Raw genomic sequence first — 24334 nt, forward strand, 5'->3', positions numbered from 1 at the left:
TCGCAGGTTAGTCACCGTTAACTATGTGACCAATGTTAGCGCTCGCTAACGTCCGCGTCCACTCACGGCGAAGGCCACCCCCGATCGGGGGTGGCCTTCGTGGAACTCGGGCGGGGGATCAGCCGGTCACGGCACGCACGGCGGCGTAGTAGCCACCGTTCTGACCAGCCGCGTTCGGGTGGTAGGACTCCTCGACGGGCCAGGCCCAGCTGTTGATCCAGCGGGTCCCGGAGGCACAGATCTCATGCCCGGCGAAGGCGGTGCGGCCGTCGACGAACGTGAAGCCCTTGGCGGCCGCACGGCCCCGGGTGACGTCGGCCAGCACGTCGGCCGACTGGTTGATCGCCGCCCGCTTGGTCTCGCTCAGACCCGCGTAGCAGTAGCCGGGGACCTTGTACATGCGCGGATAGCCGACCACCAGCACCCGAGCGCTGGGCGCGCGGCTGCGGATCTGGGCGTAGACCGCGTCCAGCTTCGGGGGCAACTGGGTGCGGGCGTAGTTCTGCGCCTCCTGGTTGCGCTGCACGCAAGTGGAGTCGGAGCCAAAGTTGCAGTCGGTCATGACACCGGCGAACCCGGCGTCGTTGCCGCCGATGGAGATGGTGACCAGGGCGGTGTCGGCGGTGACCGCGCCGATCTGGTTCGCGAGGACATCGCCGGTGCGCGCGCCGGAACAGGCGACGAAGGCGAAGGAGGACGGGGAGTGGGAGTTGGCCCAGAGCTGGGGATACGCGTTGGAACTGCGCTTGCACGAACCGCTGCTGCCGTAGCTGCCCGCGCCCAGCCCCGAGGAGTAGGAGTCGCCGAGCGCCACGTACTTGCCGGTCGCGGCCGATGCGGGCACCGCGAATCCGGCCATGGATAACAGGGTGAGCAGGGTGATCGCTAGGGACTTGGAGAAACGCATGCCTAACCTCCGCCGTTGGAGGGGATTCCCGACACGACATGACTACCAGCGACCAACCGGATACGGAACTGCTCGGTAACTTATTAAGGGTTGCCGGTTTTACCAGCCGACATCGAACACCAGAGAGACAGCACGCGGGGGCGTGTTTGGCCCGCGATCAACGCCGGCGAGCGAACAGGGGTACCGGGCGCATCGGCGAACGGTTAGCGGTCGCTAACCGCCCTGCAATACGATGTGCCCGTGCCCCCAGCAGCCGAACCAGCGAAAACCGGCCCCAGTCGGCGTGAGCAGATCCTCGCCGCGGCGGCGGAGTTGTTCGCCCGGCACGGTTTCCACGGTGTCGGCATCGATGACATCGGCTCCGCCGTGGGCATTTCCGGACCCGCGCTCTACCGGCATTTCCGGTCGAAGGACGCGATGCTCGGCGAGATGCTGACCTCGATCTCGGAAGAGCTGCTCGACGGGGGCCTCGCCCGCATCAGCTCCGCGACGGGCGCACAGGAGGCGCTGGGCGACCTTGTGCGGTTCCACGTCGACTTCGCGCTGGACAACCCGTCGCTGATCACGGTGCAGGAGCGCAACCTCGGCAACCTGACCGACCCCGACCGGCGCAAGGTCCGCGCCCTGCAGCGCCGCTACGTCGAGGCCTGGGTCGAGGTCATCCGCGACGCCGTCCCGGCCATCCCCGAACCCACCGCCCGCGCCGCCGCGCACGCGGTGTTCGGGCTGATCAACTCCACCCCGCACAGCAGGCACCTCGACCGGGACCAGATGGCCGACCTGCTCACCGCGATGGCCCTCACCGCCCTGGTCCACACCCCTGTCTCCTGACCTACCCCCTAGGCGCGCCTAGATCCCGGGTCTCCGGGAGTTGCAGGAAGCCCGCTGACCGGTAGGTGGCCACCGCGCCGACATTGGCGCTCGGGGTGCTGACGATCGCACTGGACGAACCCAGTTCCCGCAGTGCCGCCGCCGCGGCGAGAGTGATCGCCTTCCCGTAGCCGCGACCCCGGTGTTCGCTATGCACGCCCATCGGCTCGAGCAACCCGGGCTTCCCCGGACCGGCCGACCACACCGTCACCGCCGCCACCGCCTCGCCCTGATCGTCGTAGGCGACCAGACACCGAGCGTCGGCGTACGGCGACCCGGCCGCCATCGCCAGCCAGCGCTCGCCCGTGAACGTCGATTCGCCGAAAGCCGCCCGCTGCACTGCGGCCCGCAAACGCGCCCGCTCCGGCCCGATCGCCTCGATCCGCACATCCGGGTCCTCCACCGGCGCAGTGAGATCACGGCGCAGCGGCGTCCACGGCTCGTCGGCGTTCCAGCCACCATCTAGCAGCAGGTCTTGGACCAACGCGTCCATTGGCGCCTCGACGTACGCCTTCCCGGTGAACACACCGCGTTCTGGCTCGGCCAGGTCCTCGACCAGGCGCCGCGCCAGTTCCTCGTCCTGCCGGGCTTCCGGCGCGATCGTCATCCGCAACAATTCGGGTTCATCCAGCAGCCCGACGGCGAGAATCCGCCCGCCCCGGCTCCACGTCCGGACCGCCGCGGCCGTCGCCTCCGCGCCGAACCGCCAGAACCACCCCAGGTCCCCCGGATGCAGCTGCGTCGGCGGCCCGTCGTGCTGCCACTCCCGCAGCACACCCACCGCCTCGCTCAGCCCGCCGACTCCGGGCGTGCCCAGCACGATCGTCATACGGCTGATCACACACCACGCGCCCACCGCAGGCAGCCCAATTTGAGATTGGTAAGACCACTTGACCTCTAGCCACCTCGCTTCTACCGTCGTGAACATGGTGTTCCAGCCCGTTGCCCGGCGGTCCGTTCCCGACGAGGTGTTCGCCCAACTGCTGCGCGCTGTGATCGACGGCGGTGTCGCGGCGGGTGAGTCCCTGCCCAGCGAGCGCGCGCTCGCCGAAGTGCTCGGGGTGTCGCGGCCCGCGGTCCGCGAAGCACTGCAACGGATGTCGCAGGCTCGACTGGTCGACGTTCGCCAAGGCGATGGCACGGTCGTACGGGACTTCCGGCGCAGCGCGGGCCTCGACCTGCTGCCGCGCCTGCTGCTGCGCGGTGAGACCGTCGACCTCGCGGTGGTCCGCGACATCCTCGACGCCCGGCTGCTCATCGGCCCCGAGGTCGCCGCCCTGGCCGCGGCACGCGCGGGCGACCGCCTCTCCCGGCCGCTGTCGGACGCGATCGACGCGCTCGCCGTGACCGAGGACCCAGTGGCATCGCAGCGGCACGCGCTCGCGTACTGGGACCACTTGGTCGACGGCGCCGACTCGATCGTCTACCGGCTCGTGTTCAACAGCCTCCGCGCCGCCTACGAGCCCGCGCTCGACCTCCTCGGGCCGCTGATGGCCGCCGAGGTGTCGCGCACCGACGCGTACCGCGCGGTCGCCGCCGCGGTCACCGAAGCGAATCCCGACCACGCGCGCTCGGCCGCGCTCGATTTGCTGAGCCCGGCCACCGAGGCGTTCCTGACCGTCATCAAGGAGCTGACATGAGCCGAAGGCAGGTGTCCCTGGCGGACTGCGCGCGGGAGTTCGCACGCCACCCTTCTCCGTGGCTGATCGGTGGCACGCTCGTCGCCGCGGTCATCGCCCGCGTCGCGGTCGGCCACTGGTGGTCGAGCGACACCCTGCTGCCGTTCGTCATGCTGGCCTTGTTCCCGTTCTTCGAGTGGACCGTGCACGTCTGCGTCCTGCACTGGCGTCCGCGCAAGATCGCCGCGTTGACGATCGATCCGCTGCTCGCGCGTAAGCACCGCGAACACCACGCCGATCCGCGCGATGTCCCGTTGGTCTTCATCCCGTGGCCGGTCCTGCTGTGGCTGTTGCCGGTCGTCACCGCGATCGCCCTCACCGCGTTCAGCCGGATCGCGTTGGGGCTCACATTCCTCTGCTTCGTCGCGGCCCTCGGGCTCGCCTACGAATGGACGCACTACCTGATCCACAGCGACTACCAGCCCAAATCCCGGCTGTACCGGGCGGTGTGGCGCAACCATCGGCTGCACCACTTCAAGAACGAGCACTACTGGTTCACCGTCACCACCACGGGTACAGCCGATCGGGTCATGCGCACCTACCCCGATCCGCGTACCGTCACCAACTCGCCCTCCGTCAAGGATTTGCACAACACGTCGCGTGATCCACTGTCGGATCCCCTGGTCGGGTGAGTAATCTCTACGGGTCACCAAGCGATCGCGGAGAGTGGGTGTCGTGGCCGAATCGACGACGTGGGTGCCCGAGGGCATCGACCTGGACAGACCAAGCGCAGCACGGCTCTATGACTACCTCTTGGGCGGCGGGCACAACTTCGCCCATGACCGGGAGCTCGCACACCGGTTCCTGCAGGCGCAGCCGCAAGCTCGGGAGATCGCCCGGCACAACCGGTCCTTCCTCCGCCGAAGCGTGCTGTTCATGATCGAGAACGGCATCCGGCAGTTCCTCGACCTCGGCTCGGGCATCCCGACGGTCGGCAACGTGCACGAGATCGCGCACAACGCCGACCCCGCGTGCCGGGTCGTCTACGTCGACTACGAGGAAGTCGCCTGCGCGCACAGCAACCTCATGCTGGCGAGCAACCCGAACGCGACGATCGTGCAGGCCGACCTGACCATCCCCGAGGACGTGCTGGCCGCCACGCGGGGCACGGGGCTGCTCGACTTCGACCAGCCGATCGGCGTGATCATGGCCGGGGTGTTCCACTTCGTGCCCGACGCGAAGGACCCGAAGCGGATCATCGGGCGCTACCGCGACGCCACCCCCACGGGCAGCATGCTGGCGTTCTCGCAGTTCACCCGGGACCTGATGCCCGAGGAGATGGACCGCATCGTCGAGGTCATGAAGTCCAGCCGCGACCCGATGTTCCCCCGCACCCGCGAAGAGATCATCGACCTGTTCGACGGCTACGAGATCGTCGAGCCGGGCATCGTCCCGACGGCGCTGTGGCGACCGGACGCGGGCCTGGACGACGGCCAGGATCCCAACACGGCGGGCATCCTCGCCGGCGTGGGACGCAAGCGCTGAGACGTTGATGGCCGAGCCCACCGTGCGCGTCCGGACGGACCAGGACACCCTGGTCCGTTCGTGGCTGCGCGCGGTGGCTGCCACCGCATACGTGCCGCGAACGTCGCAGGAGATCACCGCCGACCTCACCGAGATGGTCGACGCACTCGTCGCCGCGATGGCCGCCGAGCCGTTCGACACCGCGCCGGGCACCGCGGTCGGCGAGCGCATGGTCACCGACGGACTGATCGGAGAGACCACGCTGCAGCGGTCGGTCGCCGCCCTCGCCGAAGGTCTGCACGGGTCGGCCGACCGGAAGGTGTCGCTCCTGGTCGCGGTCTCCTCCGGCTACGCGAACGCCCTGCGGAACCGGACGTTGGCGCAGCAGGAGAACATGAAGATCGCGCTGCACAACGCGATGCGCCAGGCCGAGCGCGACCGCCGGGCCACCGAGAGCCGCTTCCGGGAGGTGTTCGCCAGTTCCGCCGTCGGTATCGCGATCACCGAGCTCGACGGTCGGTTCGTGGAGACCAACCCGGCCCTGGCCACGATCCTGGCCTGCGATACCGGCGACCTGGCGGGCCGCTCACTGGCCGAGTTCATCTCCAACGAGCCCGACGTCTCGGGCAGTCCGCTCGCGCACCTGCCCGACCGGCAGCGGCTGCGCAGGCTCAACGGCGAGACGGCGTGGGTCTACGCGAAGTCGTCGCTGCTGCCCGACGAATCCGGCGGGCCCGCCTACCGGGTGACGATGGTCCAGGACCTCAGCGAGCTGCACCTACTGGGCGATCGGCTCAGCCACCAGTTGCTGCACGACGCGCTCACCGGGGTGGCGAACCGGATCAGCTTCGAGTCACGGCTCGAGACCATGCACGGGAAAGCGGCGCCGACCAGCACGCTCACCCTGTGCTGCCTCGATCTCGACGCCTTCTCCATGGTCAACACCACCTACGGGCACGAGGTCGGCAACCGGGTGCTGCGCACGGTCGCGCAGCGACTCGAAGCGGTGGCGGGCGAGAAGGCGGTGGTCGCGCGCGTCGGCAGCGACGAGTTCGCCGTCCTCATCCTCGACGCGCCGCCGGTGTCCCAACTCGTCGACGCGATCAACTCCGAACTGTCCGAGCCGGACTACACCGACGGCGTGGGTCTGGCGGTCAGCGCGAGCATCGGCGTGGTGCGGGCAGGGCCGTCGGCGATGTCGAGCGCCGAACTGTTCCGCGCGGGCGAATCAGCGCTGCGACAGGCGCGCGCGGCGGGCAGGCGGCAGTGGGTCGAGTTCGACCACGACGTCGACAAGCGCGACCGCGCCATCGGGTCCGCGGCGAGCGCGCTGCCCGCGGCGTGGGAGAACGGCGAACTGGACCTGCGCTACGACGTCGTCGCCCGGCTGGCCGACAACAAGCCGGTGCGGGTCAGCGCGGTGCCCGACGTCGAGCGGTCCGCCGCGGGCCTGCCGTCTGCGGTGGACCTGGCGGAGACGACGGGGCTGTCGGTGGCGCTGGGACCGTGGCTGCTGTCCCGGTCCACCGAGCAGGTACCCGTGTGGCGGGCGCTGTTCGGGTCGGAACCGGTGCACCGGGTGCTGCTCTCGCCGCTGCAGTCCGCCGACGCGGAACTGTCGGGGGTGATCAACCGGGCCATCGCGGCCACCGGGATCCCGCCGGGCCTGCTGGAGGTCGGGCTGCACACCGGGACGGTCACCTTCAACGGCGACGCCCAGGACAACCTGCGCACCCTCGGCGACATCGGCGTGGTCACCGCGCTGCACGGATTCTCGGGCGGACCGCGCGAGGTCACCATGGCCGAGCGGTTCAAGGTCGGCTCAGTGCTGCTGGCCGACCCGTTCGAGGGATGGCGGCCGGATTGGCTGCCACACGACTGCGTCCAGGTCGAGACCACCCGCGGCTTGATCGACACGATGCGTTCGATCGGCGTGTCCGTGGGCGTGCGCGGGGTACGTGACCTGGCCGAAGCCCGGTGGTGGGCCGAGTTGGGCGCCGACACCGCGGAGGGACCGGTGTTCGGTGTCGGCTTCGCGGTGGAGGACGTGCTCAGCCGCGTCCGGTCCGCCAAGTGAACGAATCGCCCGGCGTCGATCTCCCCGCGGGCACGCGGGCTGTTGCAGGATGAGGAACGTGGAACCCGACAGCGAGCCGGACCCGAACCGCCGCGAACGCCTCATCGACACCGCGTGCGCGGCTCTCGCCGCCATGCGCGCGGGCGAGGACGACGGGGCACTCGACCAAATCGCGTCGGCCGTCCAGTCCGCGCCCAACAGCCACGCCGACGCGCGCGAACTGATGCTGCTGCTGTTCCACGAGTGCAGCGCGATGGTGGCCGAACTCGGCTCCGGTGGCTCGGCCCCGGTGAAGATGCAGGTCTACGACGACGACGGCCAGGAGGTCCCGATCGACGAGGCCGACCCCCCGGTCCGCACGGCGGTTCGGACCCTGCTCGCCGAGGTCCACGGTGACCAGGACGGGGCGAAGGTCCAGATCGAGATCGCCCTGGCCAACGCGGACCCCGATGAAATGGCGGCCCTGATGGTGCAGGCGCTGCGGTGGACGCTGCGCCTGTCGGACGAATGTCTGAGCCGAGACCTGCCGGTGCCCGCCTGGATTCGCGACTGACAGTCCACAGTAGACTTTCCGGCAGGCCTCCGGGTTGTCCACAGGCCGTCGCACGCCCGTTGACGTGCCCTGACCCGAGGACGACGATCAGGGCATGCGCCCAGCAGCCTTGATCCTCGTCTTGACGATGCTCGCCACCGTCACGATCCCCGCGTCGGCGGCGTCGCCCGGCCGGGACTACGTCGCCCTGGGCGATTCCTACGCGGCGGGGCCCGGCATCCCGGTCCAGAACGCGACCCCGCCGGGCTGCGCCCGCTCCGACCAGAACTACGCCGCGCAACTGGCCCGCTGGCTCAACGTCGACACATTCCGCGACGTCACCTGCAGCGGCGCCACCACAGTGCACATGACCGCGCCCCAACAGGTCTCCGGCGGCCCCAACCCACCCCAACTCGACGCGTTGAGCCCCCAGACCGACCTGGTCACCCTGACGATTGGCGGCAACGACATCGGCTTCGGCGAGATCCTGGCCCGCTGCGGCCAAGAGGGCGCCAAAGACCCGACGGGGAACCCTTGCCGGCGGTACTACACCCAGTCCGGCCGCGACATCCTCGCCGACCGTGTCACCGCCGTCGCCCCGAAGATCGCCCAGACCCTGGACGGCATCAGAAAGCGGGCGCCCCACGCCAAGATCCTCGTGGTCGGCTATCTGAGAATCCTGCCCCCACACACCGGCTGCTGGCCCTCAGTGCCCTTCGCCGCGGGCGACACCGCCTACTTCGACGGTGTCGAACGAGCCCTCAACGCCACCACGGCCGCCACCACCCACGCGGCAGGCGCACACTTCGTCGACCCGTACTACTTCTCCCTCGACCACGACGCCTGCCAACCCCGCGACCGCCGCTGGGTGGAGCCGCTGCAGCCAGCCAACCCCGCCGCCCCCATCCACCCCAACGCTACCGGAATGCGGGTGGTCGCAGGCCTCACCTGGGCAACCCACTTACTCACCCGCCGCTGACCCGGCCTCCGCGACAGGCGACCCAGGCGGCGCTCCTCAGCCGGCCGGCGCTGGCTGATCACCCGCCGAAATCCGGCACCGCTCAGACAACCCTCGCCGGCGCCTGCCCCAGACCGCCTACCACGAGGTGGTCGCTACCCCACCACCAACCGATAGCCCCCCACTGACCCGCACAAGAATCCGAAGACCACCGCCGGCCACCCAACCCTCGCCACTCGATCTCACCAACCAAACGTCACCACCTACACCCCCACCGCGACCGGATGCTCCAGCGCTCCTTGGCCCTTGATACGAGAGAAGATCTGTCCCCATAGGACAAGAGCGCTACCTTGATGCAAAAGGACAAGGGAGCGTCATGATCACCGTGCAAGGAGTCGTGGACCGCGTAGGCCCCACCCTCCTCCGCATAGTCGCCCCACACGACCCCACCCCCCAGGTCAGCGACGTGATCATCGCCGAGGCGGGCAAACGCACCCACATAGCCACCGGCGACCTCGTCCTCGGCATCGCCGTCTCCTCGACCGCCGAGGCCGTCGAACTGGTCCGCCACAGCGGCAGCCACGCCGCGGCGGCCGTGCTCCTCAAACCTCCACACGCCTCCCGCAGCGCCGTCAAGACCGCCGCCCAGCGCGGGGGCACGGCTGTCGTGGAGGTGCATTCCGGCGCCGCCTGGGCCCAACTCGTGTGGCTGTTGCGCTCGGTTCTCGACGCCGCCGCCGACGAGTCCGACTCCTCCGGCACCGTCACCGACGCGGGCCCCTTCGGCGACCTCTTTCGGCTCGCCGACGCGGCCGCTGCCGTCATCGACGCGCCGGTCACGATCGAGGACGCCAACTCCCGTGTCCTCGCGTACTCCGCCCGACAGGACCGGACCGACCCTGCGCGCGTGTCCACGATCATGGGCAGGCGAGTCCCGGACGATGTCCTGGCCCGGTTCCGCTCCCGCGGTGTTTTCCGCGAGCTGAGCCGCGGCCGAACCACGATCTTCGTGCCCGCGCAGCGCGATGGCACCTTGCCCCGCCTGATCGTGCCGATCCGCATGGGCGGGGAGCTACTGGGCTCGATGTGGGCGGTCGTCCCGGGTCCCGTCCAGGACGCGCGGGCCGCCGCGTTCGCCGACACAGCACCGGTCGTGGCCCTGCACCTGTTGCGACGCCGGGCCCGGGAGGACAGCGAGCGCAGGCGGACCGCCGAGTTGGTCCGCTCGGCGCTGCAGGGCACGGGCAGCGCGCGGCTGGTCGCCGCCGAACTGGATCTGGCCCCGGACACCGCCCACCGGGTCGTGGCGATCGACGTGCAGACTGAGGACGCCCTGGGTGGCGAAGGCGTGCGCCTCGCCCTGGTCCAACGGCTGACCGACGGCATCGGCCGCCGCCCCGCGGTGGCCGACATGCATGGCGTCCTCTACGCCGTGGTTCCCGACCAGCCGGGCGACACCGGGTGGACCGAGGTCCGCGCCGCCTTGGCCGCGTCCAGCGGCGCCCTGGTCGCGGCTGGCTCACCGGTGGATGTCGCCGACCTGGCCCGGTCGCGCACCGAGGCCGATGAAGCACTCAGCCTCCTGCGCGCGGGTCTCGTGGAGGGCCCGGTGGCCGTCCACGACGACGTGTGGGCGGTGCTCGTCCTGCACCGGGCGGCGGTGGCCGCGGCCGGGGTCACCTCGTTCGGGCCGCTCGCCGCGCTCCGCGCCGCCGACGAGGAATCCGACGGCTGGTACCTGGACACGCTCTACGAGTGGCTCCGCCACTCCGGCGATCCCCGCTCCGCCGCGGCCGCCCTGCGGATCCACCCGAACACCCTCCGATACCGCATGTCACGGGTGACCGCGGCGCTCGACGCCGACCTGACCGAGCCCGATGTCCGACTCGCGCTACTCACACAGTTAGTAGCCATCCGCTGGGCGTGATGTGCTCGTAGCACAACTGACCCGGGTCAGCCTCGTGCCCACGACACGATGACACCGCCGCACGCGTGTCCGACCGTGGTACAGCACACCCCGAATGGCCCAGAGAGGACATCCCGTTGAAGATCGCCGTCCCCCGCGAGATCAAGAACCACGAGTACCGGGTGGCGCTCACGCCAGCGGGTGCCCATGAGCTGACCAGCCGCGGCCACGATGTCTTCATCGAGGCCGGCGCGGGCTTGGGCTCGGCCATCACCGATGAGGAATACCTCGGCGCGGGCGCGAAGGTCCTCGCGACCGCCGACGAGGTGTGGGCCGAGGGCGACCTGGTCCTGAAGGTCAAGGAGCCCATCGCGGTCGAGTACCCGCGGCTGCGCAAGGGCCAGACCCTCTTCACCTACCTGCACCTGGCCGCCGACGAGGCGTTGACCAAGGCCCTGCTGGAGTCGGGCGTCACCGCCATCGCGTACGAGACCGTGCAGACGAGCAACGGCGCGCTGCCGCTGCTGGCGCCGATGTCCGAGGTCGCGGGCCGGCTGTCCGCTCAGGTCGGCGCGTTCGCCCTGATGAAGCCGTCCGGTGGGCGCGGTGTGCTCCCCGGTGGCGTGCCGGGTGTGACCCCGGCGAAGGTCGTCGTCATCGGGGGCGGCGTCGCGGGTGTGAACGCGGCCACCATCGCTCTGGGCATGGGCGCTGAGGTGCAGGTCCTGGACACCAACGTGGATCGGCTGCGCCAGATCGACAACCAGTTCGGCGGCCGCGTCCGCACTGTCGCGTCGAACCGCTACGCCGTCGAGCAGGCCGCCCGCGAGGCGGACCTGGTGATCGGCGCCGTCCTGGTGCCGGGCGCCAAGGCCCCGAAGCTGATCAGCAACGCGCTGGTGGCGGAGATGCAGCCGGGTTCGGTGCTCGTCGACATCGCCATCGACCAGGGCGGCTGCTTCGAGGACTCGCGCCCCACGACGCACGCGGACCCGACCTACCCGGTGCACAACTCGATCTTCTACTGCGTCGCGAACATGCCTGGCGCGGTCCCGAGGACGTCGACCTACGCGCTGACGAACGTCACGTTGCCGTACGCGGTGGCTTTGGCCGACAAGGGCTGGAAGACCGCCCTGCGCGACGACGCCGCTCTGGCTCTGGGCTTGAACACCCACGACGGCCTGCTGACCAACGCTCCGGTCGCGACCGCCCATGCCCTGCCCGCGACCTCGCTGGACTCCGTCCTCGCCTGAGGTTTCCGTCCCGGCCCCACCCGGCGGGCCGGGACTCCCTCTGGCTTGATTGTTCAACTCTCGATCGGTATCAAGGGCGGCCAGGACGAGGGAGCAGGGGAAGTGCAGGGATTAACGGCATCGCCGGGGCAAGCTGGTTCGGGGTCAGCCTGGGTGTGCGTTTGAGCTGCGATGCGGATGCGGCAACAACAATCCACAGTGAGGCACACACCCACCCACCCCCAGCTTGGCCCGCGCCACTACGCGCAGGTTTGGCAATGGGCCCGGCCCCACTCGCCATCCGCCATCCGCCCGTGGCCCGTGGCCCGTGGCCCGTGGCCCACCGTGCCTCACACCCTGCGACGCGCGCAGCCACTGACTCACACCCGCCGATGCGCGCAGCGCGAGCCCAACTGCCGGGTGCGGACTGGAATGCCCACCGATCCACCGTGGGCGACATGCCTATTGGTTACACACCCGATGCGCGCAGCGCGAGCCCCCACTGGTCCGGCAGGGCTGGGATGGCCACCGATCGCACCGTGGGGGTCCGGGGGGTCGCCCCCCGGGTCAAGATGACGAAAATCCCCCGGCGAGCGCTCTCCGCGAGCATGTGGACGCGGATTTGAGGGCGGCCCGCTCAACCAGCCTGGGGGTCACTGGGAGCGGGCCGCCACCTATAGCTTAGGCATATTCGGTCTTGAGCGCCGCATCGGGGGGCAGGCGAGTTGTGAATATTTGTCCACGGACAGTAGGTACGTTCCGGTGAACTGTTCACGACCAGCGCACATTCGGGTGAATACCCCCGGTAGGGGTAGTGAGTTCCCCCTGTAGGACCGATGTTCCCTCTGTGACTGAGCCCCGGTGGTACGTCGGTTGCCATGATCCGTTCGGCAGGGATCGGGCGTTGACGGTGTTGGTCGAGGATGACCGTGTCGTGTTGGTGCCGCCGCCCGGTGCTTCGGCTGTGTTGTCGGCGCAGCAGACGCGGTCGTTGGGTCTGGTGTTGGATCAGGCCGCGGGCCGCGCGGATGAAGTCCGGGCCTGATGGCAGACGATCCGTTGCGTGAGGCCGTGTTGCGTCGGTTGGCGCTGCTGGACGAGGCCGCGGGCAATGCTGATGCGGATACGTTGCTTCCGTTGGCGCGCAGCGAGATCACCAGGTTGGCCGATGGGTGGCGGCTGTTGCTCACGGTCCACCAGCAGGGGGCTGATCTGCGGTGTCAGGCTTGCCCGCCGGGGTGGGGCGGGTTCCGTGGCAGGCGTTGGCCGTGCCAGGTGTGGAAGATGGCTCATGAGCATCTGATCGGCGAGGGCGTTCCGCACCGTGAGCGGACGAAGCCGCTGCGCAATCCGTTTGGGAAGCCGGGGCGGGTGGTCCCGCCGGAGTCTCCCGCGGAGGTCACGACCGAGATCCCGGTGGTTCGCTGACGGCGATCGTCCATCACGCTGGGTGAACAATGGCGCCAGTCCTCCCGTGTCGCGACGCGGTGTAGTCGTCATGGGGCAAGATGGCCGCCACGACAGCCTGGCGAGCAGGAGGGGCCCTGTGCAGGACGGTAGCGGTCGCATCGTGGTGCAGAACCTGACCAAGAACTTCGGTCAGGTCGCCGCGGTGCAGAACCTGAGTTTCCATGTGGAGCCGGGGTCGGTCACCGGCTTCCTCGGGCCGAACGGCGCGGGCAAGACGACGACGCTTCGGATGTTGCTCGGCCTTGTGCGGCCGACGGCTGGCCACTCGACGATCAACGGGCAGCCGTTCGAGCGGTTGGGCAACCCTGGTCGGGTTGTCGGCGCGGTGCTCGAGGCGCAGGGGTTTCACCCCACACGGTCGGCGCTCAACCATCTGCGGGTTTACGCCGCGGCGATGGGGTTGCCTGATCAGCGTGCGCATGAGGTGATCCAGCTTGTCGGGCTGGCTGGTGCGGCGCATCGGGCGGCGGGTGGTTTCTCGCTGGGTATGAAGCAGCGGTTGGCTTTGGCCACCGCGCTCTTGGGCGACCCGCAGGTGCTGGTGCTCGACGAGCCGGCGAACGGGCTCGACCCGGAGGGCATCGCCTGGCTGCGCACGTTCCTGCGGACGTTCGCCGCGTCCGGTCGGACCGTGCTGATCTCCAGCCACCTGTTGGCCGAGGTCGAGCAGACCATCGACCAGGTGGTGATCATCAGCCGCGGGCAGACCGTCTTCTACGGAATGCTCGACGATCTGCGCCGCTCGCAGCAGTCGCGGGTGCTCGTGCAGCCCGCGGACGCGTCCGCGTTCGTCGCGGCGTTGCAGGCGGCCGGGATCAACGGCATCCAGCCGATGCCGGACGGCAGGGTCGCGGTCACCGACGCCACGATCCAGCAGATCGGCGACGTGGCGGCCAAGGCGGGCGTCGCGACGTACGGCATGCAGGAGGAGAAGGTCGACCTGGAGCAGCTGTTCTTCCGGCTGACCAGCGGCCAGTACACCGCACCGGGCTACGCGGCGCCGGGCTACGCACCACCGCCTCAGCACGGCGGTTACGCGCTTCCCGCTGAGGCCTACCAGCAGCAGCAATACCAACAGCAGCAATACCAGCAGCAGCAATACCAGCAGCAGCAATACCAGCAGCCGCCGCAGCAGGCTTACCAGCAGCAGGCCTATCAGCCGCCGCCGCAGGACTACGCCCAGCAGTACCAGCCACCGGTCCAGGAGTCCTCGCCGTATCAGCCGCCCGCGCCGGATCCGACGCCCGCGCCGCAGCAGGACAACACCGGACAGGGAGGCAACGCCTGATGGGCAACATGATCAAGGCGGAGTTCCGCAAGATCCTGACCACCAAGCTGTGGTGGGCCATGATGATCCCCGCGTTCCTGGTGGCGGGCGGCTGGGCGCTCGGCGGCGCCGCGCTGACCACGGAGATCGCCAACGACCTGTCCCGCGAGGACGTCATCCAGCAGTTCGACATCCCGATCAACGAGGTGTCGTGGTCGGTGATCGCGCTGGCCCGCGCGATGAACATCGCGTCGATCTTCCCGATGCTCTTCGGCGCCCTCGGCCTCGCGAGCGAGTTGCACCGCCGCACGATCACGACCACGTTCCTGACCGCGTCGACCCGCCCGGGCGTGCTCACCGCCAAGGCGATCGTCTACACGGTGTGGGGTGTGATCTACGGGCTGGTCATCGCCGTCGCGGTCTCGTTCGGCGCGCTGCTCGGGTCGGACAGCAACCACCTGCCCGACGGCAAGCAGTGGGCCCTGGTGCTGCTCGCGGGCGTGATCATGTGCACCCTGTGGACGCTGTTCGGTCTCGGGGTCGGCGCGCTGATCGGGTCGCCGGTGGGCACGATCGTGATCCTGCTGATCTACGCGCTCGTCATCGGCCCGTTCGGCGAGTTCGTGCTCTTCTCCGCGACCGACGGCTCGAACCTGCCCGGCTTCCTGCCGAACGGCTCGGCCAATGGCATGACCGGCTCGACCGCGAGCGCGCTGCTGTTCGAGCAGATCCAGGCCCTGGTCCTCAACCTGGGCGGGGAGATGGTCACCGAAGACCGGCGCGAGACCTTCGACCAGGCCATCCGCGCGGTGGCGGGTGCGCCCGGCGCGCTCTCGCTGTGGCTGAGCACCCTGGTCTTCCTGGCCTGGACAGCCTTGTTCTTCGGCACCGGCATGTGGCGCAACCAGACCCGCGACATCACCTGATACTAGTCCGCCACCCCGGAATTTTAGGTTGAGTCACCTTGGCATGCAGCCGCGGCGGAAAGTGGGTAACCGTGGTCAGGCCGCGTCACGGTCCCCTTGGGCGGCGGTCGGTTTGTCGGACAGGACCTAATCTGGCGGGGTGCCCCACAACCCTGGCTGGATCCGCAGACTGACCGCCGCGTGCTGGCGACACCGCCGACTGGTGGTGTTCTCGGTCGTCGCGTCGGTGATCGGTGTCGGTTTCCAGGCGGCCGGTCCGCTCTTGGTCAAATTCGTCGTCGACGACGCCATAGCGGGCACGACGGAGCGCCTTGTCTGGTTGGTGGTCGCGCTGGTCGCGATGGAGCTGCTGACCTTCGGCAGCGCGTTCATGCGCCGGTATCTGGGCGGGCGCCTGGCTTTGGACGTGCAGCACGACCTGCGCCAGGCTGTGTTCGGCGCGGTGCAGCGGCTCGACGGCGGCAAGCAGGACGCGATGCGCACCGGGCAGGTGGTGTCGCGGTCGATCACCGACCTGCAACTCGTGCAGGGCCTGCTGATGATGGTGCCGCTCTCGATCGGCACGGTCGTGTTCGCGTTCATGGCGTTGGCCGCCATGCTGTGGCTCTCACCGCTGCTGACGGTCGTGGCCTTGGTCGTCACCCCCGCCGTCGCCTTCGTGGCGATGCGCAGCAGGCTCACGCTGTTCCCGGCGACGTGGTCGGCCCAGCAGCGCGCCGCCGACCTCGCACAGCACGTCGAGGAGACGGTCACCGGTGTCCGGGTGGTGAAGGGGTTCGGTCAGGAAGCCCGCGAGATCTCCCGGCTGGAGAAGTCCGCCCGGTCCCTGTTCGCCGAGCGGATGCGGGCGGCGGCGCTCACGTCGAAACCGGCCGCGACCTTGGTCGCGATGCCGTCGGCGGGTCAGGTGGCGGTGCTCGCGCTGGGTGGCTGGATGGCGCTCGACGGTCAGGTCACGCTCGGCACCTTCCTGGCGTTCACCACCTATGTGGCGAACCTGGTCGGCCCCACCAGGTTGCTGTCCGGTCTGCTGATCAACGCGCAGCTGGCGCGGGCGGGCGTGGAGCGGGTCTACGAGCTGATCGACTCGCAGCCCGACGTCACCGACAAACCCGACGCGGCCGACGTGCCGGACGGACCGGTCGACGTTCGGCTCGACGGTGTCACCTTCGGCTACACGCGAAGCGATCCGGTGCTCGACGGGGTGTCGCTGCGGGTCTCCCCCGGCCAGACGCTCGCCCTGGTCGGCACAGCGGGCTCGGGCAAATCCACGGTTTCCCTGCTGCTGCCAAGGTTCTACGACGTACACGCGGGGTCGATCAAGGTCGGCGGAGTCGACGTGCGCGATCTCCGGCTGGCGTCGCTGCGGGGCGCCGTCGGTGTGGTGTTCGAGGAGGCGTTCCTGTTCTCCGACTCCGTGCGCGCGAACATCGCCTACGGCCGGGCGGACGCGACCGAGGACGACATCCGGGCGGCGGCGAAGGCCGCGCAGGCGCACGAGTTCATCGAGGCGCTCCCCCACGGCTACGACACGGTGGTCGGCGAGCGCGGCCTGACGCTGTCGGGCGGTCAGCGGCAGCGGGTGGCGCTCGCCCGTGCCCTGCTTTCCGACCCGAGGGTGCTGGTGCTCGACGACGCCACGTCGGCGGTGGACGCGGCCACCGAGTCGGCCATCCACGACACGCTGCGCGAGGTCACCGCCGAGCGCACGACCCTGCTGATCGCCCACCGCCGCTCGACGCTGAGCCTGGCCGACCGCATCGCCGTCCTCGACCGGGGCCGCGTGGTCGATGTCGGCACCCACGCGGAGCTGTCCGGGCGCTGCGAGCTCTACCAGTCGCTGCTGGCCGGTCCGGGTGACGTGATCGAAGATCCGACCCGCGGTGCCGACGAAGACCTGGTTCCCGGTCCCGACGGGATCACCGAGTCGCTCTGGCCCGCCCCGACCGAACCGGACCCCGCGACGGCCGCACCCGCCACCCGAGTCACCGGACGCATGGGCGGGGGCACCGGCGACGCGGCGGCCGCGCTCCCGCCGACGCCTGAGCTCGTCGCCCGGGTCGAGGCGCTCCCGCCCGCGCTCGAACGGCCCGACCTGCCCGGGGAGGACCCGACAGCGCCCGATCCGGGCTTCCGGCTGCGCCGCCTGCTGAGACCGGTCCGCTGGTCCCTCGCGGTCGTGGCGGCCCTGGTGATCGCCGACGCGTTGACCGGCATGGCCATGCCCGCGCTGGTCCGCCACGGCATCGACTCCGGCATCCTGGCAGGCACCTCGGGCGCGCTGTGGGTGGCGACCGCCATCTCCGCCGTCCTGGTCGGCGTCATGTGGATCAACACCGCGGTGACGACCATCCTCACCGCGCGCGTGGGTGAACGGCTTCTCTACCTGCTGCGCGTGCGCAGCTACGCCCACCTGCAGCGGCTCGGCCTCGACTACTTCGAGCGCGAACTCGCCGGCCGGATCATGACCAGGATGACCACCGACGTCGACGCCCTGTCGACGTTCCTGCAGACCGGTGTCACGACAGCCGCCGCGAGCCTGCTGACGGTCGCGGCCATCACGGTCGCGCTGCTCGTCACCGACTTCTCCCTTGCCCTGGCCGCGTTGGCGGTGCTGCCGGTGCTGGCGGTCGCGACGGTCATCTTCCAGCGGCTGTCCTCGGCGGCGTACGCCGAGGCGCGTGAGCGGGTCAGCGCGGTCAACGCGGACATGCAGGAGAACGTCACGGGGCTGCGGGTCTCCCAGGCGTACACGCGGGAGGGCCAGGCCGCCGAGCGCTTCGCCGAGCGCAGCGACGCCTACCGGCGCAGCAGGCTGCGTGCCCAGCGCTACATCGCGACGTACTTCCCGTTCGTCGCCATGCTTTCCGGCTTCGCCCAGGCGGCGGTGCTGGTCGCGGGCGCCCACCGGGTCGCCGAGGGCGACCTCACCCCCGGTGTGCTGCTCGCGTTCCTGCTCTACCTGGGCCTGTTCTTCGCGCCGGTCCAACAGCTCTCCGGCATCTTCGACGGCTACCAGCAGGCCCGGGTCGGGCTGCGCCGGATCTCCGACCTGCTGCGCACGCCGAGCAGCGTCGAGCCGCCCGCCGTGCCGGTGGCCGTCCCGGCCCACCTCAGCGGCGCGGTCGAGCTGCGCGGGGTGACCTTCCGCTACCCCGGCACCGAGACACCGGCGGTGGAGGACGTGTCGCTGCGCGCCGAGCCCGGGCAGACCGTCGCCCTGGTCGGAGCGACCGGGGCGGGCAAGTCGACGGTCGTCAAGCTGATCGCCCGGTTCTACGACCCTACCGAGGGCACGGTCCTCGCTGACGGGACCGACCTGCGCGCGTACGACCTCGCCGGCTACCGGCAGCGGCTCGGCGTGGTCCCCCAGGAGGCTCACCTGTTCAGTGGCGACGTCGCGCGCAACGTCGCCTACGGCGACCCGGACGCGTCGCCCGCCAAGGTCGAGGCCGCCGTCCGCGCGGTCGGCGCGCTGCCGATGGTCGCCGGTCTCGCCGACGGGTTCCGCCAGCAGGTCGGCGAGCGGGGGCAGGGTCTGTCCGCGGGCCAGCGCCAGCTCATCGCCCTCGCGCGGGCGGACCTCACCGACCCCGACATCCTGCTGCTCGACGAGGCGACCGCCGCCCTCGACCCGGCAACCGAGGCCGCTGTCGTGGCCGCGAGCGACCGGGTCACCAGCAGCCGCACCACGTTCGTCGTGGCGCACCGATTAGCCACCGCGGCCCGGGCCGACGCCATCGTCGTGCTGGAGGCGGGCCGGGTGGTCGAGCAGGGCACGCACGACGAGTTGCTGGCGGCCGACGGTTACTACGCGCGCCTCTGGCGCTACGGATCGCCGGAGCACGCCGGACAGGTCTCCGAACTGCCCGAAACGGCTCCGCGGTGAGGCCGGAAACCTCACCGGGACGGGCCCCGAGCAGTGAGAACATCCGGGCTCAATCGATACAGTGCCGAACGCTACGCATGAGGTGGCTCACCCGGGTCCACTTGATTAACACACGCCCTGACCGGGGGACTAGCCTGACGGGGAATGGCCATTACTAAGAGATCGAGATGGATAGAGGCGAGAGCCAGCCGTGTCCAGCAGTAGTCCCGCGTCACAGTTCGGTGCGAACGAGTGGCTCGTCGAAGAGATGTATGAGCAGTTCCTCGCGGACCCGTCTTCCGTAGACCCCGCGTGGCACGACTTCTTCGCCGACTACAAGCCCACACCGCGAGCAGCGACCCAAAGCGCCGCGACGGCGAAGAGTGCGGGGAGTGACACCGGGACGGCGACCGCCACGGCCACCGCTCCCGCCGCCACCCCGCCCGCCAAGCAGCCGCCCGCCAAGGCCGCGCCGCCGGCCTCAGGCAACGGGCAGGCGGCCGCGCCGCCGAAGAAGCCCGCGCCCGCTCCCACCCCCGCGCCCGCCAAGCCGCAGGTGCCCGCGGTCGAGGGTGAGGAACGCAAGCCGCTGCGCGGAGCCGCCGCCGCGATCGCGAAGAACATGAACGCGTCGCTGTCGCTGCCGACCGCGACCAGCGTGCGCGCGGTGCCCGCGAAGCTTCTCGCGGACAACCGCATCGTGATCAACAACCACCTCAAGCGGACCCGCGGTGGGAAGGTCTCCTTCACCCACCTCATCGGCTACGCGATGGTTCGCGCGCTTGAGGCGTACCCGAACATGAACCGGCACTACGCCGAGGCCGACAACAAGGCCTTCGCCGTCACGCCGGAGCACGTGAACCTGGGCCTGGCGATCGACCTGCCGGGCAAGGACGGTTCGCGCAACCTCGTCGTCGCCGCCATCAAGGGCTGCGAGGGGATGACCTTCCAGCAGTTCTGGCAGGCCTACGAGGACCTGATCCGCAAGGCCCGCAACGGCGCGCTGACCGCGGACGACTTCGCGGGCACCACGATCTCGCTCACCAACCCCGGCGGCATCGGCACCAACCACTCGGTGCCGCGGCTCTCGGTCGGCCAGGGCACGATCCTGGGCGTCGGCGCGATGGAGTACCCGGCCCCGTTCCAGGGCGCCAGCGAGTCGAACCTGATCGACATGGGTATCAGCAAGATCATCACGCTGACCTCCACCTACGACCACCGCATCATCCAGGGCGCGGAGTCCGGCGAGTTCCTCGGCCGGATCCACAAGCTGCTCCTCGGTGAGGACGGGTTCTACGACGACATCTTCACGTCGCTGCGGATCCCGTACGAGCCGATCCGGTGGACCTCCGACCTCGCCGAGGGCCCGGTCGACAAGACCGCCCGGGTGATCGGCCTGATCGACGCCTACCGCACCCGCGGCCACCTCATGGCCGACACGGACCCGCTGAACTACCGCCAGCGCAAGCACGAGGACCTCGACGTCCGCTCGCACGGGCTGACCCTGTGGGACCTCGACCGGGAGTTCCCGGTCGGCGGCTTCGCGGGCAAGGAGCGGATGAAGCTGCGCGACGTCCTCGGCGTGCTGCGCGACTCCTACTGCCGCACCGTCGGCGTGGAGTACACCTACATCCTCGACCCGACCGAGCGCCGCTGGATCCAGGACCGCGTCGAGGTCGCCCACGAGAAGCCCGCGGCCGCCGTGCAGAAGTACGTGCTGTCGAAGCTGAACGCGGCCGAGGCGTTCGAGACGTTCCTGCAGACCAAGTACGTCGGGCAGAAGCGGTTCTCGCTCGAAGGCGGCGAGTCGGTCATCCCGCTGCTCGACACGGTCCTCGACAAGGCCGCGGAGTTCGAACTCGACGAGGTCGTCATCGGCATGCCGCACCGCGGCCGCCTCAACGTGCTGGCCAACATCGTCGGCAAGCCGATCTCGCAGATCTTCCAGGAGTTCGAGGGCAACCTCGACCCGGGTCAGGCGCACGGCTCCGGCGACGTGAAGTACCACCTCGGCGCCGAGGGCAAGTACTTCCGGATGTTCGGCGACGGCGAGACCAAGGTGTCGCTGACCGCCAACCCGTCGCACCTGGAGACCGTCGACCCCGTCCTCGAAGGCATCGTCCGCGCGAAGCAGGACCTGCTCGACAAGGGCGACAAGGGCGACGGCTTCTCCGTGCTGCCGATCGCGCTGCACGGCGACGCCGCGTTCGCCGGTCAGGGCGTGGTGGCCGAGACCCTGAACCTGGCGCTGCTGCGCGGCTACCGCACCGGCGGCACCGTGCACGTGATCATCAACAACCAGGTCGGCTTCACCACCGCCCCGGAGCACTCGCGGTCGAGCCAGTACGCGACCGACGTGGCGAAGATGATCCAGGCGCCGGTGTTCCACGTGAACGGCGACGACCCGGAGGCCTGCTACTGGGTCGCGCGGCTGGCGATGGACTACCGCCAGACGTTCAACAAGGACGTCGTCATCGACCTGGTCTGCTACCGCCGTCGCGGGCACAACGAGGGCGACGACCCCTCGATGACCCAGCCCGGCATGTACGACATCATCGACACCAAGCGCAGTGTGCGTAAGGGCTACACCGAGGCGCTCATCGGCCGCGGCGACATCTCCGTCGAGGAGGCGGAGAAGGCGCTGCGCGACTTCTCCAGCCAGTTGGAGCACGTCTTCAACGAGGTCCGCGAGCTGGAGAAGCACCCGATCGTGGCCAGCCCGTCGGTGGAATCCGAGCAGCAGGTCCCGGCCAAGCTGGCGACCGGTGTGCCCGCCTCGGTGCTCGAACGCATCGCCGACGCGCACGTCGATCTGCCCGAGGGCTTCAGCCCGCACCCGCGGGTCAAGCCGGTGCTCGACCGCCGCGCCAAGATGGCCCGCGAGGGTGGCATCGACTGGGCGTTCGGCGAACTGCTGGCGTTCGGCTCGCTCAACCTCGAGGGCCGCACGGTCCGCCTGGCGGGCCAGGACTCGCGTCGCGGCACGTTCACCCAGCGGCACGCGGCGATCATCGACCGCAAGACCGGCCGCGAGTACCTGCCGCTGCAGAACCTGTCCGAGGACCAGGGCAAGTTCATGGTCTACGACTCGGCGCTGTCCGAGTACGCGGCGCTGGGCTTCGAGTACGGCTACTCGGTGGCCAACCCCGAGGCCCTGGTGCTGTGGGAGGCGCAGTTCGGCGACTTCGTCAACGGCGCGCAGTCGGTCATCGACGAGTACATCGCCTCCAGCGAGGCGAAGTGGGGCCAGCGCTCCGACGTGATCATGCTGCTGCCGCACGGGCATGAGGGTCAGGGTCCCGACCACACCTCGGGCCGGATCGAGCGCTGGCTGCAGCTGTGCGCCGAGGGTTCGATGACCGTGTCGGTTCCGTCGACCCCGGCGAACTACTTCCACCTGCTGCGCCGCCACGCCCTCGACGGCGTGCAGCGTCCGCTGGTGGTGTTCACGCCGAAGTCCATGCTGCGCAACAAGGCCGCGACCAGCGCCGTCGAGGACTTCCTCGAGGGCACCCGGTTCGAGACGGTCATCGACGACCCGACCAAGCCGGACCCGGCGGGCGTCAAGAAGCTGCTGTTCGTCTCCGGCAAGCTCTACTACGAGCTGGCCGCGGAGAAGGAGAAGCTGAACGCCACGGACACCGCCATCGTCCGCGTCGAGCAGCTCTACCCGATGCCGCTCAAGCACCTCAAGGCGATCTTCGAGCGTTACCCCAACGCGAAGGACGTGCGTTGGGTGCAGGAGGAGCCCGCCAACCAGGGTTCGTGGCCGTTCTACGGCCTCAACCTGCCGGAGGAGCTGCCCGAGCACATCACCAAGCTCACCCGCGTCTCGCGCAGGCCGATGTCGGCGCCTTCGGCGGGGTCGAGCAAGGTGCACGAGCTCGAACAGCGGGCGCTGATCGAGAAGGCGTTCGCGTAGGAGTCAAAGCACACGCGGAGCCGCCGGACCCAACGGACCGGCGGCTCCGCCGTTTCACGGGAGTCGCACGTGTACTTCACCGACCGCGGTATCGAGGAACTGGAGAACCGACGCGGCGAGGAGGAGGTCAGCCTCGCGTGGCTGGCCGACCGCCTCCGCGCGTTCGTCGACGCCAACCCCGAGTTCGAGACCCCGATCGAGCGCCTGGCCACCTTCCTGGCCCGCGACGACGAGTTCGACGAATGAGCTACCAGGCGTAGGCCTCCGGCGCGGGCTTCGCACCGTTCGGCCCCGGCGCGGGGAACAGCTCGTCGAGCCGCGTGAGGGTGTCCTCGTCGAGCTTGAGGTCGAGCGCGATCAGGCTGCCGTCGAGCTGCTCCAGCGTGCGCGGACCGATGATGGGCGCGGTGACGCCCTCCTGGTGCAGCAGCCACGCCAGCCCGACTTGGGCCGGGTCGGCGCCGATCTCGGCGCACAGCTTCTCGTAGCCCTCGATCGCCCCGCGGTGCTTCTCCAGCGAGTCCCCGGACCGCCCGGACAGACCCCGTGACGCAGTCCCGTCGGCCTGCTTGCGCAGGATGCCGCCGAGCAGTCCGCCGTGCAGCGGTGACCACGCGATGACACCGAGACCGTAGTGCTTGGCCGCGGGGAGGACTTCGAGTTCGACCCAGCGGGTCAGCAGGTTGTAGATCGACTGCTCGCTGACCAGCCCGAGGAAGTGCCGTTCCCGCGCGGCCTCCTGCGCTTGGGCGATGTGCCATCCGGCGAAGTTCGACGAGCCGAAGTACAGGACCTTGCCCTGCTGCCGGAGAACCGAGAACGCCTCCCAGATCTCCTCCCACGGCGTGCTCCGGTCGACGTGGTGCATCTGGTAGAGATCGATGTAGTCGGTCTGCAGCCTGCGCAGCGACGCGTCGGCCGCCCGCCGGATGTTGTGCGCGGACAGGAACGTGTCGTTGGGCCAGTCGCTCATGCTGCCGTAGAGCTTGGTGGCGAGCACCGTCTTCTCCCGCCTGCCACCACCTTGGGCGAACCACCGGCCGATGATCTGCTCGGTGACGCCTTCGCCCTTCTTCCAGCCGTAGACGTTGGCGGTGTCGAAGAAGTTGATGCCGTGCTCGTGCGCGCGGTCCATGATCGTGTGGCTGTCGGGCTCGGTCGTCTCGGGACCGAAGTTCATCGTGCCCAGGACGAGCCGGGACACGGACAGGCCGCTGCGGCCGAGGTGAGTGTACTCCATGTCAGCCAACTTACGC

18 protein-coding genes are annotated in these 24334 nt (G+C 69.7%); 15 read left to right on the top strand and 3 right to left on the bottom strand.

The genetic code is table 11. From position 1 onward, the window contains the following. Positions 1–118: 118 nt before the first annotated feature. The gene (locus GPZ80_RS14130) at positions 119–907 is read right to left on the bottom strand and encodes an SGNH/GDSL hydrolase family protein (RefSeq protein WP_187220802.1); all 789 of its coding nucleotides are present in this window, start codon (positions 905–907) and stop codon (positions 119–121) included. Between the two features lie 240 nt (positions 908–1147). Between GPZ80_RS14130 and GPZ80_RS14135 the strand changes: the two genes are divergently transcribed. Continuing rightward, a complete protein-coding gene (locus GPZ80_RS14135) occupies positions 1148–1738 on the top strand; it encodes an SACE_7040 family transcriptional regulator (RefSeq protein ID WP_187220803.1) in 591 nt (196 codons plus the stop codon). A gap of 1 nt (position 1739) precedes the next feature. Here GPZ80_RS14135 and GPZ80_RS14140 read toward each other — a convergent pair whose 3' ends face one another. Next, complete coding sequence (locus GPZ80_RS14140; protein WP_187220804.1) at positions 1740–2606, bottom strand: GNAT family N-acetyltransferase; 867 nt, start codon at positions 2604–2606, stop codon at positions 1740–1742. Positions 2607–2703: 97 nt separating this feature from the next. Here GPZ80_RS14140 and GPZ80_RS14145 point away from each other — a divergent pair, with 97 nt between their 5' ends. The 14 genes from GPZ80_RS14145 (at position 2704) to GPZ80_RS14210 (ending at position 23324) form a co-directional block, all read left to right on the top strand. Beyond that, complete coding sequence (locus GPZ80_RS14145; RefSeq protein ID WP_187220805.1) at positions 2704–3417, top strand: FadR/GntR family transcriptional regulator; 714 nt, start codon at positions 2704–2706, stop codon at positions 3415–3417. Continuing rightward, positions 3414–4088, top strand: a complete 675-nt coding sequence (locus tag GPZ80_RS14150; protein ID WP_187220806.1) for a sterol desaturase family protein — start codon at positions 3414–3416, stop codon at positions 4086–4088. Before GPZ80_RS14145 ends, GPZ80_RS14150 begins: the two co-directional genes overlap by 4 nt. A 43-nt stretch (positions 4089–4131) precedes the next feature. Next, positions 4132–4941 carry an SAM-dependent methyltransferase gene (locus tag GPZ80_RS14155; RefSeq protein ID WP_187220807.1) on the top strand — a complete coding sequence of 270 codons (810 nt, stop codon included), beginning with the start codon at positions 4132–4134 and terminating at the stop codon, positions 4939–4941. Between the two features lie 7 nt (positions 4942–4948). After that, a complete protein-coding gene (locus GPZ80_RS14160) occupies positions 4949–6997 on the top strand; it encodes a diguanylate cyclase domain-containing protein (protein ID WP_187220808.1) in 2049 nt (682 codons plus the stop codon). Positions 6998–7046: 49 nt separating this feature from the next. Next, positions 7047–7550 (top strand): hypothetical protein, encoded by a 504-nt coding sequence (locus GPZ80_RS14165; protein WP_187220809.1) that lies wholly within the window; start codon positions 7047–7049, stop codon positions 7548–7550. 94 nt (positions 7551–7644) lie between these two features. Next, entirely contained in the window at positions 7645–8508 is an 864-nt protein-coding gene (locus GPZ80_RS14170) for an SGNH/GDSL hydrolase family protein (RefSeq protein ID WP_187220810.1), read from the top strand. A 355-nt stretch (positions 8509–8863) separates the two neighbouring features. Further along, positions 8864–10414, top strand: coding sequence for a PucR family transcriptional regulator (locus GPZ80_RS14175; protein WP_187220811.1), 1551 nt, complete (start codon positions 8864–8866; stop codon positions 10412–10414). A gap of 116 nt (positions 10415–10530) precedes the next feature. Further along, the gene (gene ald, locus GPZ80_RS14180) at positions 10531–11646 is read left to right on the top strand and encodes an alanine dehydrogenase (RefSeq protein WP_187220812.1); all 1116 of its coding nucleotides are present in this window, start codon (positions 10531–10533) and stop codon (positions 11644–11646) included. A 1023-nt stretch (positions 11647–12669) separates the two neighbouring features. Next, complete coding sequence (locus tag GPZ80_RS14185) at positions 12670–13053, top strand: AraC family transcriptional regulator (protein ID WP_246477095.1); 384 nt, start codon at positions 12670–12672, stop codon at positions 13051–13053. 118 nt (positions 13054–13171) lie between these two features. Continuing rightward, positions 13172–14383 carry an ATP-binding cassette domain-containing protein gene (locus GPZ80_RS14190; protein ID WP_187220813.1) on the top strand — a complete coding sequence of 404 codons (1212 nt, stop codon included), beginning with the start codon at positions 13172–13174 and terminating at the stop codon, positions 14381–14383. Next, complete coding sequence (locus GPZ80_RS14195) at positions 14383–15288, top strand: ABC-2 transporter permease (protein WP_187220814.1); 906 nt, start codon at positions 14383–14385, stop codon at positions 15286–15288. The genes GPZ80_RS14190 and GPZ80_RS14195 overlap by 1 nt, the downstream gene beginning before the upstream one ends. Positions 15289–15427: 139 nt before the next feature. Beyond that, complete coding sequence (locus GPZ80_RS14200; protein WP_187220815.1) at positions 15428–19177, top strand: ABC transporter ATP-binding protein; 3750 nt, start codon at positions 15428–15430, stop codon at positions 19175–19177. Between the two features lie 190 nt (positions 19178–19367). After that, positions 19368–23078 (top strand): multifunctional oxoglutarate decarboxylase/oxoglutarate dehydrogenase thiamine pyrophosphate-binding subunit/dihydrolipoyllysine-residue succinyltransferase subunit, encoded by a 3711-nt coding sequence (locus GPZ80_RS14205; RefSeq protein WP_187220816.1) that lies wholly within the window; start codon positions 19368–19370, stop codon positions 23076–23078. Between the two features lie 69 nt (positions 23079–23147). After that, complete coding sequence (locus tag GPZ80_RS14210) at positions 23148–23324, top strand: DUF6104 family protein (RefSeq protein ID WP_187220817.1); 177 nt, start codon at positions 23148–23150, stop codon at positions 23322–23324. Between the two features lies 1 nt (position 23325). On the opposite strand, the gene GPZ80_RS14215 is transcribed toward GPZ80_RS14210, so the two are convergent. Beyond that, the gene (locus tag GPZ80_RS14215) at positions 23326–24318 is read right to left on the bottom strand and encodes an aldo/keto reductase (RefSeq protein ID WP_187220818.1); all 993 of its coding nucleotides are present in this window, start codon (positions 24316–24318) and stop codon (positions 23326–23328) included. Positions 24319–24334: the final 16 nt, after the last annotated feature.

The sequence above is a fragment of the Actinokineospora xionganensis genome (assembly GCF_014323725.1).
GTDB lineage: Bacteria > Actinomycetota > Actinomycetes > Mycobacteriales > Pseudonocardiaceae > Actinokineospora > Actinokineospora xionganensis.